The following is a 15853-nucleotide window of genomic DNA, read 5'->3' as shown; positions in this document are numbered from 1 at the left end:
TCGTGATCTGGGCGGCGCCACAGTGGCATCGACCCCGAGCGATTCCTTCGGGCGCTACGCCTTGGCTCTCTCCCCCGGGAGCTATGTCCTCGTCGTCGTCACGCCAAACGGATGGCCGCGCTGCCCAGAGACTCATGTGACCGTGCCATCGGGAACTGCCGTTCGCGCGGATATCTCGTGCGACACGGGGATTCGCTAGCGGCGGAGGGCCCTATGCGGTGTCGGACCGGTTCGCCCCGACGCTGCCCGGCCTCGGTTCGCTCTGATGACTGGCCGCGCGAGCCGACGCGTCGCGAATGACCCATCTGCGCACAAGGATCGTGTCCACCACCGCCTCGATCGCAACGACAGTCCAGAAGACCCAGAGCGGCCACGCCGCAAAGATCGAGGCGGTCAACACCGCGACGACGACCAACGCCGCGCCGTACCCGTACAGCAGCCGCCGCAAAGTCGCACTGCGAGCCTCTGCGTATTCCCTGAAGATGTGAAGGATCCGCATGCTAAACCTCCAGTAGGTCTTCCCTGACAAATGATCGCCACATCAACCCAGGGCCACCGTCCAGCGGATACCATAGCTGACTATCGTGACCAATCGATTTGGCGCCGTGGTTCGCGCGCTCCTTTCTGGAACATGCACGCGGTCGTTCCTCGGCGGCGTTATATCCGTGGAACGATCTGAAATTCAGTGTCCGAACAGATGCCATCTCAGTGATCTTGTCCTTCAACAGCCACAGGCCCTCCGTGTACCCGCTGCGGATGGCCGAATGCGAGTATCAGCATTCTTGGACCGTCAACAGCGGAGCCAGACCATGGATGATGCAACAAAAGTCATAACAGCCCTGCTGCGGACGCTGGCAGGATGGGAGGGTCATGACGTTCTGGTCCACGAAGTGTGGGCCGACTCCCCGTCCAGCGCCTGCGTCGTGTTCGAACATACCAATGGGGATTTTGGACCCATCGGGTACCGAGTCGTCTTCCCTCCGTACGCGGTCGATGGGGATCCAAGCTCCACGGGCGAAGCGTGGGCCCTCGGCCTCATCGAACCGCTTGGCAGCCTAACTAACCAAATTCGTCGCGACGAATTTGGAATAGCCTGGGCCGTGGGTACCGAACCAAGCGGCTCGCTGCCAATTCCCCCGACGTGGCGGCCGACGCCTTCCTGAAATCCGCTGGAAAGGAATGCATTTGGTCACGTGCGACCAAATGCGCGACCCAGCACCGCCCCGACCATCGGTAAAAGTTGATGCACGCAGCTAGCATGAGCGCATGAAACCGCTGGGGCCCGTCGAGTGGCCACCGAACCCTATCCAGACTGAGCGCCTTGTGATCCGCGCGTCCGAACCACAGGACCGCCCGGGAATGATCGACCTCTTCAGCTCGCCAGAGGTGGGTACCTATATCGGCGGCGCTCAGCCCCGCGAGCAACTGGACCGTGCAATGCCGTCGACGCCCGGTCAGCGCGAGGGCTTCTTCGTCGTCGAACTGGGCGGCGCGATGATCGGCATGGTGACGTTCGACCGACGCGATGCACAGCACCCCGGTCACGTTCGCCCGGATGCCGATGAAGCCCAGCTCGGATATATGTTCCTGCCTCACGCCTGGGGATGCGGCTATGCCACCGAAGCCTGCGCGGCGGCGATGCGCTGGTTCGCCAGCGTGCTCCCTGGCGAGCCGGTCGTGCTCTGCGCACAGACTGCCAATGACCCCTCGCTGCGGGTTGCCGCGAAGCTCGGGTTCACTGAAGTGGAACGGTTCGAGGAGTACGGCGCAGAACAGTGGTTCGGGGTGCGGTCACCGACCACACCCCGAACCACCTGATCATTCGACCTACCGCATCCCTCTGGCCACCTGGAACAAGCGACGCAGGGTGAAGAAGCACCCCAACGCCCCGAAGAGGAGCGACATCCAGAAGGCTTTGAAGACTGAATCGTAGAAGCCCGAATCGTGAGTGTACGTGTACGCCATGAGCCGCCATGGATCGGCCTTGAGTGCCCATCCCATCGCGTTCCCACCCAGAGCCTGAGCGGCCTCGAGCCAGATTGCTCCAACAAACCCGAACACTACCGTCACGGCGCACACCACGGAGACGACCACCGCACCAACGATCGTGACGCGACCCGCGCCGAGCGCATAGAGCTTGGCAGCCAGGGCGGCCGCGACGAACGCCGAGAGTGAGCTCATCCAGCCAGCGCTCCAAAGCGCCATCGAGAGGGCAACTCCCACCGGTATGGCGAGGAGGGCGAGCAACGCCCCGCGCCCCGGACTCGGCAGGCTGAGATCCAGCCGCGGCGCGGCAGAACTCTGGTTCTTTAGCGGACCTTCATCCGGCATACGCAGGCTCGGATGAATCATTGAAGCGTATTCGGCGGGCGGGATTTCCCGCCCAGGATTCGCAGGGTCGCTGGACCCCGATACCGATTCATTGCTCACGCCACATCCCCCTTCTCAGAATGACGTCAAATCGTCGCCCTGAGTATCGGGACCAGCATCCCGCCGCCCGAAAACAGGGCACAGCGGAATCGCAAACGTCCCGAAAGCGGGAAGAGAAAATCACGCGAGCAGAAGCCGCATTCAATCCCCCACAGGTGCGAGCGATGGCCCCAGAACCCCCGATAATCCCCGTCTGGCACCAACAACAGAGTCACTGTAATGCGCGTCATAGCGCATGACAAGGCCCAAATAGGCGCTGCCGGCGTTGGTCATACGGAAACCCTTTGGGGGCTCAGCTCTCCGACTGAACAGGCGTGGCGCGAACGACGGTCAACTGACCGTCCCGCGCCCGATGCCACAATGCCGACGAACTGTCTCGGAACGTCAGTTCGGCGCAGTAGTCGGAGTTCTTGAAGATCGGTTCGAGCTGCTCCGGCCCCGCAGGCACGGGAATCGTCTCAGGCTCGCAGAAATAGATGCCGGGCGGGAGTATGGTCATAATGAGGTCAAGTCGGGGGATCGGGACCTTGTTGTTCCGCGAATGGGACAGCGGCCGCTGGATGTCGAGATCGTAGATCGGGTCACCCGACGAGTTCGCCACCGCCACTCCCCAGCGATCCACACCACCTCGATGCAGAATCGCCGGCCAGATGCTGATCTGATGCGCTTGCGCCCGGGCCCGTTCTTGGCGCCGGACATCGTCCCGCGCCCGCTCAACGCTCAGCTGCTGCTCTGCCGCCTCGGCGGCCTTCTTGGCGTGGGCGGTCGATTTTGCAACATAGATGAGGGCCAAGGCCGTCGCGAGGCTTCCCAGCACCTGAAAGATGTCAACCCAATTCACGCGTTCCCCCTTGACGTTCACCGACTTGGCCAAGGCAGCATGCGCAGCCCGGGACTCCACCAACAAGTCAATGACACGCCCACCCCGTCTCCGTGGTGACGCTGTGAATCTAGGTGCCGATCAAGCGCAAGCTCAGTGGCGCCGTCGTCCGTTTGGCGTCCGTCGACGGCGCGGGTCGCCTCAGAAGCGACGCGCGGGCCGCCTACACATGGAAGGCCGTCACCACGGCCGCCATGTCCTCCTCGGCGTGCCCGGCGTCGGCCGCTGCCTCGAAGCTCACGCGCAGCGCCTCCATGAGAACCGGGCTTGTGCCGACGGCCTGCATCGCGTCCGAGATGAGCGACGCGTCCTTCGCCGCGCCCTCGAGCGGGAACGCGGGCGGGAACTCGCCGGCGATCATCGCCTTCCCCTTGAGCTGGGCGTACGCGCAGTCCGTCCCGCCTCCCGCGATCGTCTCGAAGAACACTGCGGGATCGAGCCCCTGGCTCCGCGCGAAGTCGACGGCCTGCGCCGTCGCACCCACGATCGAAAGCACCCACGAATTGACCACGAGCTTGAGCCGCTGCCCGTCCCCCGGCTTCTCGCCGACCCAGACCGTCCGCGCTCCCACGGCGTCGAAGACAGGCTCGACGGCCGGGCGCAGCTCAGTGGGGCATCCCGCCAGCACCGTGAGCGTCCCCTCTTCCGCGGGCTGGCGCGTCCCGAGGACGGGCGCGTCAACGTAGGCGATCCCGGCCTGGTTCGCCTTCGCGGCCAAACGGACGACGGCGTCGACCCCCACCGTGGCGCTCTGGATCCACACGGCTTCAGTGCGCATCGCCGACAGCGCGCGCTGCATGACCTCAGAGACGGCGTCTTCGTCGAAGAGCATCGTGATCACGAAATCGGCCTCGACGACCGCCGCCTCTGGATTCTCGGCGACCTTCGCGCCGACATCCCCTAGGGGCTTGGCCTTCTCGGGGCTCCGGTTCCAGACCGTGACATCGAACCCCGCTTCAACGAGGTTGCGGGCCATCCCACTGCCCATGATTCCGGTTCCCAACACAGCTACGGTCTTCGCCATGGCGCCTCCCATACCAATTTGGACCGAGCGCGCTCCCGCGGGAGCCGCCCCGTCGGTCTCCATCACCGCCACGCTAGTCCCCCAGCCGGACGCGCCTCAACCAGAACGGGACCAGCCGATTGCGGCGACGGGCGGGCGCTGGGACGATGATCGCGTGGCCTACGACACTGAACTTGCCGACCGCATCCGCGATGTCCTCGTCGGCAAGGCCGACTTCACCGAGAAGAAGATGTTCGGTGGTCTCGCCTTCCTCATCGGCGGCAACATGGCCGTGAGCGCGAGCGGGCAAGGCGGGATGCTCCTCCGCGCAGACCCCTCGGCGAGCGACGAACTGTGCTCGAATCCCGGCGTCGAACGCGCCATCATGCAGGGCCGGGCCATGGACGGCTGGCTCCGCGTCGCGGATACGGCGATCGCCTCGGACGAAGAGCTCGAGCGCTGGGTGGACGTTGGCGTCGCCTACGCGGGCTCGCTCCCGCCGAAGTAAGCATGAGCGGACGACGGCGGCCGGACCCGCCGTCGTCCGCCCACGGTCCGGTGTTAAGAACGCGTTCTGAATATTCAGAAGGTTGTGAAAACTCCGTACACTCAAAGTCATGGACACCGTCATTCAGACTGTCGACCTTCACAAGAACTTCGGCCGCGTCAGAGCGCTCGACGGCCTCGACCTCGAGGTCCGCTCCGGCGAGATTCACGGCTTCCTGGGCCCGAACGGCGCCGGGAAGTCCACAACCCTCCGCATCCTCCTGGGGCTGGCCCGCGCGTCGTCCGGTAGCGCGACGGTGCTGGGACGCAACCCGTGGACGGACGCTGTGGAACTGCATCGCCGGGTTGCCAGCGTGCCGGGCGACGTGAACATCTGGCCCAATCTCACCGGCGGCGAGACGATCGACCTCCTGTCCCGCCTGCGCGGCAGCACCTTGGACCGCGCCTACAAGGAGCGCAAGCGGCACCTCAGCGAGATCTTCGATTTCGATCCCTCGAAGCGGGGCCGCGCGTACTCGAAGGGCAATCGCCAGAAAGTCGCGCTCATCGCCGCCCTCGTAACCGACGCCGAGCTGTACCTCTTCGACGAGCCCACGAGCGGCCTCGACCCGCTCATGGAGGCCGTCTTCACGCGCGAGGTCCGCCGCGTGACCCGCGAGAACGGCGCTACCGTGCTGCTCTCAAGCCACATCCTCTCCGAGGTCGAACAGCTCGCCGACCGCGTGAGCATCATCCGCTCGGGCAAGATCGTGGACGGCGGCACGCTCGACGCCCTGCGACACCTGACGCGCACGGAGATCTCCTTCGCGCAGGACAGCGTGGACACCCACGCCCTCGCGACCCTCTCCCAGGTCCACGACCTCACCGTCACGGACGGGCGCGTCAAGTTCGGCGCCGACTCCGACCGCGTCCACGAGGTCCTCCCCCTCCTCGGCAATCTGGGCGTCAAGGGCCTGCTCGTCTCGCCGCCGTCGCTCGAGGAGCTGTTCCTCCGCCACTACGGCGACACGGTCGCGCCGGCCGCCGAAGCGGCCGACGACGGCGACTCTCACCACCGGCGCCACCGCGCCGCAGCGCAGACGGGAGCCTGAGATGATCTGGGTCCTGTACCGGCAGCGGCTCCGCCGTGATCGGTGGCAGCTCATCAGCTGGATCCTCTCGATCGGCGTGCTCGCGTGGTTCGCCGTCGAGGCGATTGGGAAGACGTTCGGGGACGAGGCCTCGCGCGCCCAGGTGCTGCAGCTGGCCACGGCCACGCCCGCGATCCTCGTGCTGCGCGGCCTGGCCCGCGGGCCCCAGCTGGACGCCTTCACGTTCTTCGAGATCTTCTCGTTCATCGCTCTGCTGGCCGCCCTCATGAACACGTTCATGGCCGTCCGGCACACTCGGGCCGAAGAGGAGTCGGGGCGCTCCGAGCTCGTTTCCTCGACCTCGGCCGGACGGTGGACGCCGCTCGTCACGACGATCGTCCACGGGCTCGTCGCGGACGTTCTCGTCGCGGTGGCGACCGCGCTCGGATTCATGGGCGGCGGGCTCGATCCGGCTGGCTCGATCGTTGCCGGCCTCGCCACGGGTGCGGTCGGGTTCGCGTTCCTCGGGGTGGGGCTCCTGGCGGGCGAGTTCTTCAGCACGTCGCGAGGCGCGAACGGCATCTCCTCCGCGGTGGTCATGATCGCGTACCTGCTCCGGGGCTTCGGGGACGCGACCGGGCAGGTCTCGACGGACGGGATGACCGTGACCGCGGCCTGGCCGAGCTGGATCTCCCCGATCGGCTGGGGCCAACAGACGTTCGCCTACACCGGCAACCGGCTCTGGCCGCTGCTCCTTCCGCTCGCGCTCGCGGCGGTGTGCATCGCCGCCGTCGTCGGTCTCATGGAGCGCCGCGACGTCGGCGCCAGCGTCCTCGCCGGGCGGGCCGGACGCCCGGACGCGGGGCCCACGCTCCGCGGGCCGTTCTCGCTCGCGTTCCGTCTGCAGCAGGGGTCGATCATCGGCTGGTGCGTCGGCGGCCTCGCGACGGGTATTCTCACGGGCTCGCTCGGCTCGGCGATCCAGGCGTCGATCACCTCGAGCCCGCAGGTCACGTCGATCCTGCGGGCCATGGTCGAAGCGCAGGGCACCTCGATGACCCAGCTCCTCGTCGCGGCCCTGTTCGAGATTGCCGGCATCCTCGCCGCAGCCTGCGGGCTGCAGGCCGTCATCCGGCTGCGCCAGGAGGAGGCCGCGGGCACGGCAGAGCTCGTGCTATCCCGCCCGCTCGGGCGCGCGCGCTGGCTCGGGAGCTTCCTCGGGCTCGGCGCCGTCTCGATGGTGCTCGTGATGCTGTTCACCGCCCTCGGGGCCTGGATCTCGCTCGTCGCGTCGGGTGACACGTCGAGCGCCGTCGGCGACGTGTGGCAGACCGCCATCGACCAGCTGCCCGCCGCCCTCATCTACCTCTCGCTGCCCGCGGCCGTGTTCGTCGTGTGGCCGCGCGCCACGATCGCCGCCGGGTGGGCGCTGCTCGGGGTGGGCGTGGTGCTCGGCATCTACGGCGGGATGCTCGGCTTCGACCAGAAGGTCCGCGACATCTCGCCGTTCACCCACACGCCAGTCACGACCGGCGCGGGAACCGACTGGAGCGGCGGCTTCTGGATGCTCGGCATCGCCGTGGTCCTCGCGCTCATCGCACTCGTGGCCGTGCGTCGCAGGGAGGTAGGAACAGCGTGACCGAACCAGAAGCGAACCGAATGCCGGACGGCGCCGAGACGTCCGCGGCCGTGCTCACCGCAGCCGGCTTCCCCAAGATGCCGGCGCGGACGCTCATGGCGCTTGTCGTCTCCCCGGAGGGGTCGCTGACCGCGGCCGAGCTCGCCGAGATCCTCGCCGCGAGCCCGGCCGCGGTGTCCGGGGCCGTCCGGTACCTGCAGACGGTCGGCTTCGTGCACCGCGTCTCCCAGCCCGGAAGCCGCCGCGACCGCTACGCGCTGCCGGACAACGCCTGGTACGTCGCGTCGCTCCGGCAGAACCCGGTCTACGAACGGCTCGCCGACCTCGCGGACGCCACGGCACTTCAGCTCCCCGACGGGTCCGCGGCGCGGACGCGCGTCGAGGAGATGGGCCAGTTCTACAGGTTCCTCATGGAGCGGCTGCCGGCGCTCCTCGACGAATGGGAGCACGCGCGGCTCGAGGTCTAGGAACCTGCGCGCTCCCGTCCGGTTGAACTTTCCCAACCGGTCGGGAGCGCGTCGTGTCGCGGCGCGACACGGGAATCCGGCGCTAGAAGCGGACGGGACCACGGATCTGCGGCGGGTGGCTTGCCATGGGGGGGCCACCCGCCGTCGTCCGTTGCGCCTCAGGTTTCAACCCAGCGCAACCCGCACGTCATCTGGAGGTGTAAGGCTCCCCGCGGGGGACTACAGGAAAACTGAAGCCCACAGGGAGGACCATCCATGCCCAGCCTGAACCGCCGTCATTTCCTCCAGCTCTCTGCCGCGGGGGCCGCCACGACGGCGATCGCCGAGATGCTCGGCGAGAGCATCGCGCGCGCCGCCACGATCCCGGCCAACAGGGCCACCGGCTCGATCAAGGACGTCGAGCACGTGGTCGTCTTCATGCAGGAGAACCGCGCCTTCGACCACTACTTCGGCACGCTCAAGGGCGTCCGCGGGTTCGGGGACCCGCACCCGGCCATCCTTCCGAGTGGGAAGGATGCGTTCGCCCAGAACAACGGCACGCGGGACATCCTCCCGTACCACCCGACCGCGCCGAACCTCGGCATGCAGTACATGGAAGACCTCGACCACTCGTGGAAGCTCACGCACGAGGCCTTCAACGCGGGCAAGTACGACAAGTGGCTCCCCGCCAAGTCCGAGGCCACGATGGCGTTCTACGAGCGCGGCGACGTCCCGTTCCACTTCGCCCTCGCTGACGCGTTCACCATCTGCGACCAGTACCACTGCTCGATCCTCGGCCCCACGGACCCGAACCGCTACTACATGTTCACGGGCTGGGACGGCAACGACTACAAGGCCGGCGGCCCCGACCTGTGGAACGCCGAGGTCGGGTACTCGTGGAGCTCGTACCCGGAGGAGCTCGAGAAGGCCGGCGTGAGCTGGAAGGTGTACCAGGATGCCGGCGACGGCCTCACCGCCGCGGGCTATTGGGGCTGGACCGGCGACGCGTTCATCGGCAACTACGGCGACAACTCGCTCCTCTACCTCACGCAGTACCAGAACGCGAAGCCGGGGAGCCCGCTCTACGAGAAGGCTCTGACGGGCACCAACGCGAAGGCCGGCGACGACCTGTTCCGGATCTTCCGCGAGGACGTGGCGAGCGGGAAGCTGCCGCAGGTCTCCTACATCGTGAGCCCTGAGGCGTACACCGAGCACTCGAACTGGCCGCCGAACTTCGGCGCCTGGTACACGGCGAACATCCTGGACATCCTCACGTCCAACCCGGATGTGTGGAGCAAGACCGCCGTGTTCTTCATGTACGACGAGAACGACGGCTTCTACGACCACGTCGTCCCGCCGCACCCCAACACCCCGCAGATCCCGGGCGCCTCGACCGTCTCGACCGAGGGCGAGTGGTACGACGGCCGCATGACGTTCTCGGGCAAGGCCGACGTCCCGGGCCACTACGGCCTCGGCGTGCGTGTGCCGATGATCGTCGTCTCGCCCTGGAGCATGGGCGGGTGGGTGTGCTCGGAGACGTTCGACCACACCTCGATCGTGCAGTTCCTCGAGTCACGCTTCGGCGTGAAGTCGCCGAACATCTCTGCGTGGCGGCGCGCGGTGTGCGGCGATCTCACGAGCGCGTTCGACTTCGCGGCCTCCGGTGGCACCGCTCCCGCGCTCCCGGACACGTCGGCGTTCAAGCCCGCGGACCACAACCGGCACCCGAGCTACGTGCCGACGCCTCCCGCGGTCAACTCGATGCCGACCCAGGAGAAGGGCACGCGTCCGTCCCGCCCGCTCGGCTACGCGCTCGACGTCGCGGCCACGGTTTCCGGCGGGAAGCTCGCCGCGCGCTGGTCCAACGGCGGTGCACTCGGCGCACACGTCCAGGTGCGCTCGAACCTGCTGCCGGCTGGCCCCTACTCGTACACGATCGGAGCGGGCTCGGGGCTCGACGCCTCGTGGGCCCTCGGAGCGGAGTACGACGTGCAGATGCACGGCCCGGCGAGCTGGTACCGCCGCTTCGCAGGGACGACGGCGGCTGCGGACATCCGCGTTTCGGTGACCCGTGACGGGGCCGCCGGCCACGCGCAGTTCCGGATCGAGAACGCCGGTTCGGCTGCGGCAGCGCTCACTCTCACCGACGCGTACGGCTCAGGGTCGCAGGCCCTCGCGCTCAACGCGGGCCAGGCCAAGACCGTGGTGATCCCGACGCAGGGCGGCTGGTACGACCTCAAGGTCACCTCTGCGGCGGATCCGAAGCTCCTGCGCGTCCTTGCCGGGCGCCTTGACAACGGCCGCCCGCTCACGAGCGACCCGCAGCTAGGCCGGTAGGTCCGGACCCTTCGCCGCGGCTGCGCCGCCCTTGTCGCCGCGCTCCTGTCCGGTTGATGTTTCCCAATCGGACGGGAGCGCGGCGCGTTCCGTCCAACACGCGGTTCCGAGCCCTAGAAGTGGACCCGAGCGCTCGCTAGCGTGACTCCTAGCCCCGGAACCGGGGGCCGGCTTGGTGAGGCAGGCCCGAACGGGTCTGCTTGTGTGGCGGGCTGCGCGGGCCTCCCGGTGCGGCTGGCCGGACGGCTGGGAGGGGCGAGCACGCGCCGGCAGGTTTGACGCACAACGAAGGGAGCAGCGCATGGCACGGATAGCCATCATCGGAGGGCACGGGAAGATCGCGCTGCTGCTGGCGCCGCTTCTCGCGGCGCGCGGCGACTTCGTCACCGCCGTGATCCGCAACAGGGACCACACGACGGACGTTGTCGCGGCAGGGGCCCACCCGATCGTCGCCGACATCGAGCAACTCGGCACCGAAGAGATTGCGGACCTCCTCGGGGGCTACGACGCGGTCGTCTGGTCCGCCGGCGCTGGCGGCGGGAATCCTTCGCGGACCTACGCGGTAGACCGCGACGCGGCGATCCGCTCCATGGACGCCGCGGCGACGGCCGGGGTCAAGCGTTACGTCATGGTCTCCTATCTAGGGGCCCGCCGCGATCACGGGGTGCCCCCCGAGAATTCGTTCTTCCCGTACGCGGAGTCCAAGGCTGCGGCGGACGACTACCTGCGGGGCACGGACCTCGACTGGACTATCGCCGCGCCGAGCACCCTCACGCTCGAGCCCGGGACCGGGGAGATCGCGCTCGTGGACCACACAACCCCAGGAACGGTGAGCCGTGCGGACGTTGCCGCGGTCATCGCGGAGGTCCTCAAGCGGCCGGCCACGGTTGGCAAGTTCATCGGGTTCATCCAGGGCACCACCCCTATCCCCGACGCGCTCGCGTCGCTCTGACATGGCCAAGCTCATCTACTCTGCGATCACATCGGCCGACGGCTACATCGCCGACCGCGACGGCCAGTTCGACTGGGCACGGCCCGACGCCGAAGTGCACGCCGCCGTCAACGATCTCCTCCGGCCGGCGGGAACGTATCTCTACGGACGCCGCATCTTCGAGGTCATGCGAGCGTGGGACGACCCTTCCTTCGCGGAAGGCGCCCCGGCAGTCATCGCCGACTTCTCACGCCTGTGGCGCGCGGCGGACAAGATCGTCTACTCGAGCACGCTCGAGGCCGCCTACACCGGGCGGACCCGACTCGAGCGCCACTTCGACGCCGACGCCGTGCGCGAGCTCAAGGAGACCGCACACGCCGACCTCGCGATCGGCGGCGCAGGTCTCGCGGCCGAAGCTTTCACTGCGGGGCTCGTCGACGAAGTCCATCTCTTCCCGGCCCCGGTCTCGGTGGGTGGCGGCACCGCCGCGATGCCCAGCTTCCGGGTAGACCTCGAGCTCGTCGGGCTCCGACGCTTCGCGAGCGGCTTCGCCCACCTCCACTACCGCGTGCGGTGACCGCCGCGGCACTGCGCTCAGCGCGGAGGCTCAGCACGGCGACTCGGCACGGAGACCCGGAGCCGGGTTCCACTGAAATCGCGCATCGGCACCACGGATCACGGCGCGCGCCCACCATGGGCGTCGGCTTGTGCGCAGAACGCGACCGGCCGCAGCGACCGGCCAACGGGTGACTGCCGGCAACGGGCCTTGCGACCTCGCCGGCAAGGGCCTTGGGCCGACGTGCAGTGGGATGATGTTCGCATGGGTACCGTCACGGACTACCTCAGCACGCTCTCCGGACCGAACCGCGAGACGCTCGAACGGATCGTCGCCGTCGCCAGGGAGACGGCCCCCGAGGCCATCGAAGGCACCAGCTACGCGATGCCCGCCCTCCTTATAGAGGGCAAGGGACTTCTGAGCGCACTGCAGACGAAGAAGCACCTCGCTATCTACCCGTTCAGCGGGCAGGTCCTGCCGCAGCTCGCGGACGAGCTAGAAGGATTCGACTGGGCGGCGGGCACCCTGCGGTTCTCTGCAGAACACCCCGTCCCGGACAGCGTGATTCGCAAGATCATCCAGCTTCGCCTCGCCGAGATCGAGGCGAAGCTCCGCCGAATCTGAGATTCCGCTCTCCCCAGCTGGACTCAACACCTGTTAGCCGCTAGGTCATTTTGACGTGATCTAATTCTCGGGTGCCCACCCCCCAGCACGATGCGCAGAGAGCAGGAAACATGGCGGACGCGAGCGTTCCCGAGGGTCAGTATTGGTTCGTCGGGTCGTACTACTCGGACCGGGAGCCTCAAGACCAGATGGCGAGATTCATCGCCGAGGGGATCTGGGAAAACGGCTTCGAGGACCGGTATTTCGACACGGTGAAGTCGATGAAAATCGGCGACCGCATCGCGATCAAGTCCTCCTACGTCCGCAAAGACAGCGATCTTCCGTTTGACGCTCGGGGCCACGCCGTTCCCGTCATGGCGATCCGCGCCACCGGAACGATCGTGGCCAATCCAGGGGACGGACGCCGCGTCGCGGTCGACTGGACGCTCCTCCCCGAGCCGCGCGAATGGTTCCTCCACACGGGCCGCCACACGATCTGGAAGGTGACGCCGAGCAATTGGATGCGTGAGGCGCTCATCCGCTTCGCGTTCTGGGATGGGGATCAGGACACGGATCGATTCCGCAACGATCCTGCATGGGCCAAGCGCTTCGCCGACCTCGATCCGAAGCCCGAGCAGCACTTCGAGTGGACTGCGTTCTACGAGGAGATGGCCACGGCCCTCGTCGCCTACCGCGACCGCCGCGACGAACTCCTGGCCCATCTCGCCGTCCTCCAGGAGCGTCACGAGGAGCTCAGCTTCCTCGTGGACCGCGACCGGCGAGACAACCCGATGCCGCTCAAGGACATCTGCCCCTTCACGGTCATGGGCACGTTCAACCGGGGCGCCACCCCGACCAAGCGCACGGAGATCGCCGCGGGCTGGGCCGAGCTGCTGGGAATCCAGACCCCCGCGCCGACGAGCTTCGACGGCATCCCGCTCCTGAACAACCAGAACTCCTGGTTCTTCCCGACCGCGGCCACGCGCCACAAGCACGACGTCGACAACCTGTGGGACGTGTTCGAGGCGGCCCTCGCCGCTGCGGACTCGAGCGAGGACCACAACCGCTTGCGCTTTGCCGAGGCCTACAGCCGCGCTCGCGACATCTACCGCGTGGGCACGAAGCTCACCATGGGGCTGTTCTGGATCCGACCGTGGAACTTCGTGCCGCTTGACGGCCGTTCGCGCCAGTACCTCAAGACCGAGCTCATGCTCGACCAGGACTTCTTCGCCGCGGACGGCATCGCGTACGTGCAGCTCCTCGACACGCTCGTGTACAAGTTCGAGGACCCGCAGTTCGCCGTGCACTCGTTCCCCGAGCTCTCGTGGACCGCGTACCTCGAGCGGGACGGCCGCGGAGCCCACACCGAGAAGGCCGAGACGACCGAGATCGAAGACGACGACGATCCGACGCCCGTCTCGCCTCAGGCGAGCTACACGGTCCGCGACATCGTCACGGACGGCTGCTTCATCCCCGAACCCGCCCTCCACGGCTACCTGGCCCGGTGGCGTTCGAAGAAGAACCTCATCCTCCAGGGCCCTCCCGGCACCGGCAAGACCTGGCTGGCCCGCCGCCTCGCGTACGCGCTCATCGGCACCCGGGACAACAAGTCCGCGCTCCGCGCCACGCAGTTCCACCCGAACTCGAGCTACGAGGACTTCGTCCGCGGCTGGCGCCCCGGCTCCGACGGCAAGCTGACCCTCGTTGACGGACCGTTCCTGGAAATGGTCGAGCGTGCCAACGCGCACCCGGACGTGCCTCACGTAGTCCTCATCGAGGAGATCAACCGCGGCAACCCCGTGCAGGTCTTCGGTGAACTCCTGACGCTCATCGAGGCGGGCAAACGCTCCCCCCGCGAGTCCCTTCAGCTCGCGTACCCGCGGTCCGGCTCGGAGTCCGTTCATGTGCCGAGCAACCTGTACATCATCGGCACCATGAACCTCGCCGACCGTTCCCTCGCGATCATGGACCTCGCGTTCCGCCGCCGCTTCGCGTTCGTCTCGCTGGAGCCGAACGTCAACGACGCGTGGGAAGACTGGATGGCGAAGCGGCACAACGTCGGCTCCGACGACCTCGAGCTGGTGCGAACGCGCTTCGAGGCGCTCAACGACCGCATCGCCGAGGACCCGTCGCTCGGCGGCGAGTTCCGCCTGGGCCACAGCTTCGTGACGCCTCCGGCCGAGGAGCACGTTCCGTCCTTCCACGACTGGTTCCGCGGGGTCGTGGACACCGAGATCGTGCCGACGCTCGAGGAGTACTGGTTCGACGACGCCGCCAAGGCTAGCGCCGCGACCGAGGCGCTCCTGGAAGGCTTCGAGTGACCTCTTCGTCGGCATGGACGACGGCGGAGGATGGCGGCCCGGGCGTAGTCATTGCGGGCGGGGTAGAGATCCCGCTCCGCAACGTGTGGCTCCTACTCCTGTACGCGTCCGAGTTCTACCAGTCTGGTCCTGAGGCATTCGACGGCATCGAGGAATACCCGGAGAAGCTGCCCGAACTGCTGGCCGAGCTTCTGGTCGCGAGCACCGAGGACCGACTCAAGCGACCGCTGACCCCGGCGTTCGCACCGACATCCCGAGACCTCAGCCGCGTCCGTGGAGCCATCGACACCCTGCGCACCGAGTCGCATCAGCTGCTCTCGCGTGGGCTCGTCGCGTGCCGGTTCGAGGAGCTCACGGTTGACACGTCGCGCAACCGGATGATCCGGACCGCCCTCGAATCGGTTGCTCCCCTGTGCGCGCCTGAGGAGCTCTCGCGCCGCTGCCGCGCACAGTCGCTGCGACTCGGGCGCCTCGGCGTGGGTCTCCTCAACCTTCGCGCGGGCGAACGCGATCCTGAGCTGCGACTCACCCGGAACGACGCCCGCGACCGGTCCGTGCTCCTCGCGGCGAAGCTCGCGCTTCAGCTCGCACTTCCTTCGGGCTACATGACCCCCGGGCACGGCCGCGGGACCCTTTCGGAGCGCCAGTTCCGGCATCTGTTCGAGCGGGCGGTGGCGGGCTTCTACACGGCCCACGGCCGGAGCCGCCGCTGGACGGTCCAGCGCGGACGCAAGGTCGACTGGAAGGCCTCGGAGGTGACCGTGGGGCTCGCTGCCGTCCTCCCCCACACAGTGACCGACGTCTGCATCGACGACAGGGCCGAGGGACGCCGCCTCATCGTCGACACGAAGTTCACCGCTGCGATCTCGAAGAGCCGGTTCGCGCGCGAGACCCTGCGCAGCGGCCATCTCCTTGAGCTCTACGCGTTGGTGCGCGCTCAGGAATCCCCGTCGGATCCGCTCGGGGCGGAAGCCGGCGGTCTGCTCCTGTATCCGGCCGTCAACGGTTCGCTGACCGAGTCGTTTGTCACGGCGGGCCATCGTCTCGGGGCCGCGACCGTGGACCTCTCGCTCTCCTCGGTCGAGGTTCGCGATCAACTCATCGCGGCTGTGAAGCCCTATCTCGGCTAG

The 15853-nt window shown here is 67.5% G+C and carries 15 protein-coding genes; 12 read left to right on the top strand and 3 right to left on the bottom strand.

Translation table 11 applies throughout. From position 1 onward, the window contains the following. The first annotated feature begins 320 nt into the window (after positions 1-320). Positions 321-488: a hypothetical protein gene (locus E6A26_RS17530; RefSeq protein WP_168928641.1), complete on the top strand. Its 168-nt coding sequence runs from the start codon at positions 321-323 to the stop codon at positions 486-488. A gap of 778 nt (positions 489-1266) precedes the next feature. Beyond that, positions 1267-1818, top strand: coding sequence for a GNAT family N-acetyltransferase (locus E6A26_RS00965; RefSeq protein WP_136609310.1), 552 nt, complete (start codon positions 1267-1269; stop codon positions 1816-1818). Positions 1819-1827: 9 nt separating this feature from the next. Here the strand turns inward: E6A26_RS00965 and E6A26_RS00960 are convergent, their stop codons facing one another. The 3 genes from E6A26_RS00960 to E6A26_RS00950 all read right to left on the bottom strand — a co-directional run bounded on the left by E6A26_RS00960 (position 1828) and on the right by E6A26_RS00950 (position 4334). Further along, positions 1828-2181, bottom strand: a complete 354-nt coding sequence (locus tag E6A26_RS00960; protein WP_136609309.1) for a hypothetical protein — start codon at positions 2179-2181, stop codon at positions 1828-1830. A 541-nt stretch (positions 2182-2722) separates the two neighbouring features. After that, a complete protein-coding gene (locus E6A26_RS00955) occupies positions 2723-3304 on the bottom strand; it encodes a hypothetical protein (RefSeq protein ID WP_136609308.1) in 582 nt (193 codons plus the stop codon). Between the two features lie 169 nt (positions 3305-3473). Next, positions 3474-4334: an NAD(P)-dependent oxidoreductase gene (locus tag E6A26_RS00950; protein ID WP_136609307.1), complete on the bottom strand. Its 861-nt coding sequence runs from the start codon at positions 4332-4334 to the stop codon at positions 3474-3476. A 154-nt stretch (positions 4335-4488) separates the two neighbouring features. On the opposite strand from E6A26_RS00950, the gene E6A26_RS00945 reads away from it, so the two are divergent. The 10 genes from E6A26_RS00945 to E6A26_RS00900 all read left to right on the top strand — a co-directional run bounded on the left by E6A26_RS00945 (position 4489) and on the right by E6A26_RS00900 (position 15853). Beyond that, positions 4489-4821, top strand: a complete 333-nt coding sequence (locus E6A26_RS00945) for a TfoX/Sxy family protein (protein ID WP_136609306.1) — start codon at positions 4489-4491, stop codon at positions 4819-4821. A gap of 109 nt (positions 4822-4930) precedes the next feature. Continuing rightward, complete coding sequence (locus tag E6A26_RS00940; protein WP_136609305.1) at positions 4931-5911, top strand: ABC transporter ATP-binding protein; 981 nt, start codon at positions 4931-4933, stop codon at positions 5909-5911. Between the two features lies 1 nt (position 5912). Next, complete coding sequence (locus E6A26_RS00935) at positions 5913-7529, top strand: ABC transporter permease (RefSeq protein WP_136609304.1); 1617 nt, start codon at positions 5913-5915, stop codon at positions 7527-7529. Further along, entirely contained in the window at positions 7526-7996 is a 471-nt protein-coding gene (locus E6A26_RS00930) for a GbsR/MarR family transcriptional regulator (protein WP_234864841.1), read from the top strand. Before E6A26_RS00935 ends, E6A26_RS00930 begins: the two co-directional genes overlap by 4 nt. A 255-nt stretch (positions 7997-8251) precedes the next feature. Continuing rightward, complete coding sequence (locus E6A26_RS00925) at positions 8252-10312, top strand: phosphocholine-specific phospholipase C (protein ID WP_136609303.1); 2061 nt, start codon at positions 8252-8254, stop codon at positions 10310-10312. A 301-nt stretch (positions 10313-10613) separates the two neighbouring features. Further along, on the top strand, positions 10614-11264 hold the full coding sequence (locus E6A26_RS00920) for an SDR family oxidoreductase (RefSeq protein WP_136609302.1): 651 nt from the start codon (positions 10614-10616) through the stop codon (positions 11262-11264). A gap of 1 nt (position 11265) precedes the next feature. Further along, positions 11266-11820, top strand: a complete 555-nt coding sequence (locus E6A26_RS00915; protein ID WP_136609301.1) for a dihydrofolate reductase family protein — start codon at positions 11266-11268, stop codon at positions 11818-11820. Between the two features lie 243 nt (positions 11821-12063). Next, the gene (locus E6A26_RS00910; protein ID WP_136609300.1) at positions 12064-12423 is read left to right on the top strand and encodes an iron chaperone; all 360 of its coding nucleotides are present in this window, start codon (positions 12064-12066) and stop codon (positions 12421-12423) included. A 71-nt stretch (positions 12424-12494) separates the two neighbouring features. Further along, complete coding sequence (locus tag E6A26_RS00905) at positions 12495-14723, top strand: McrB family protein (protein ID WP_211128863.1); 2229 nt, start codon at positions 12495-12497, stop codon at positions 14721-14723. Beyond that, on the top strand, positions 14720-15853 hold the full coding sequence (locus tag E6A26_RS00900; protein ID WP_136609299.1) for a 5-methylcytosine restriction system specificity protein McrC: 1134 nt from the start codon (positions 14720-14722) through the stop codon (positions 15851-15853). The genes E6A26_RS00905 and E6A26_RS00900 overlap by 4 nt, the downstream gene beginning before the upstream one ends.

It is taken from the genome of Sinomonas albida, from assembly GCF_004919045.1.
In the GTDB taxonomy this organism is placed as follows: domain Bacteria; phylum Actinomycetota; class Actinomycetes; order Actinomycetales; family Micrococcaceae; genus Sinomonas; species Sinomonas albida.
Note: the sequence above shows the minus strand (reverse complement) of the source record. Positions and strands in the feature narration are given on the sequence as shown.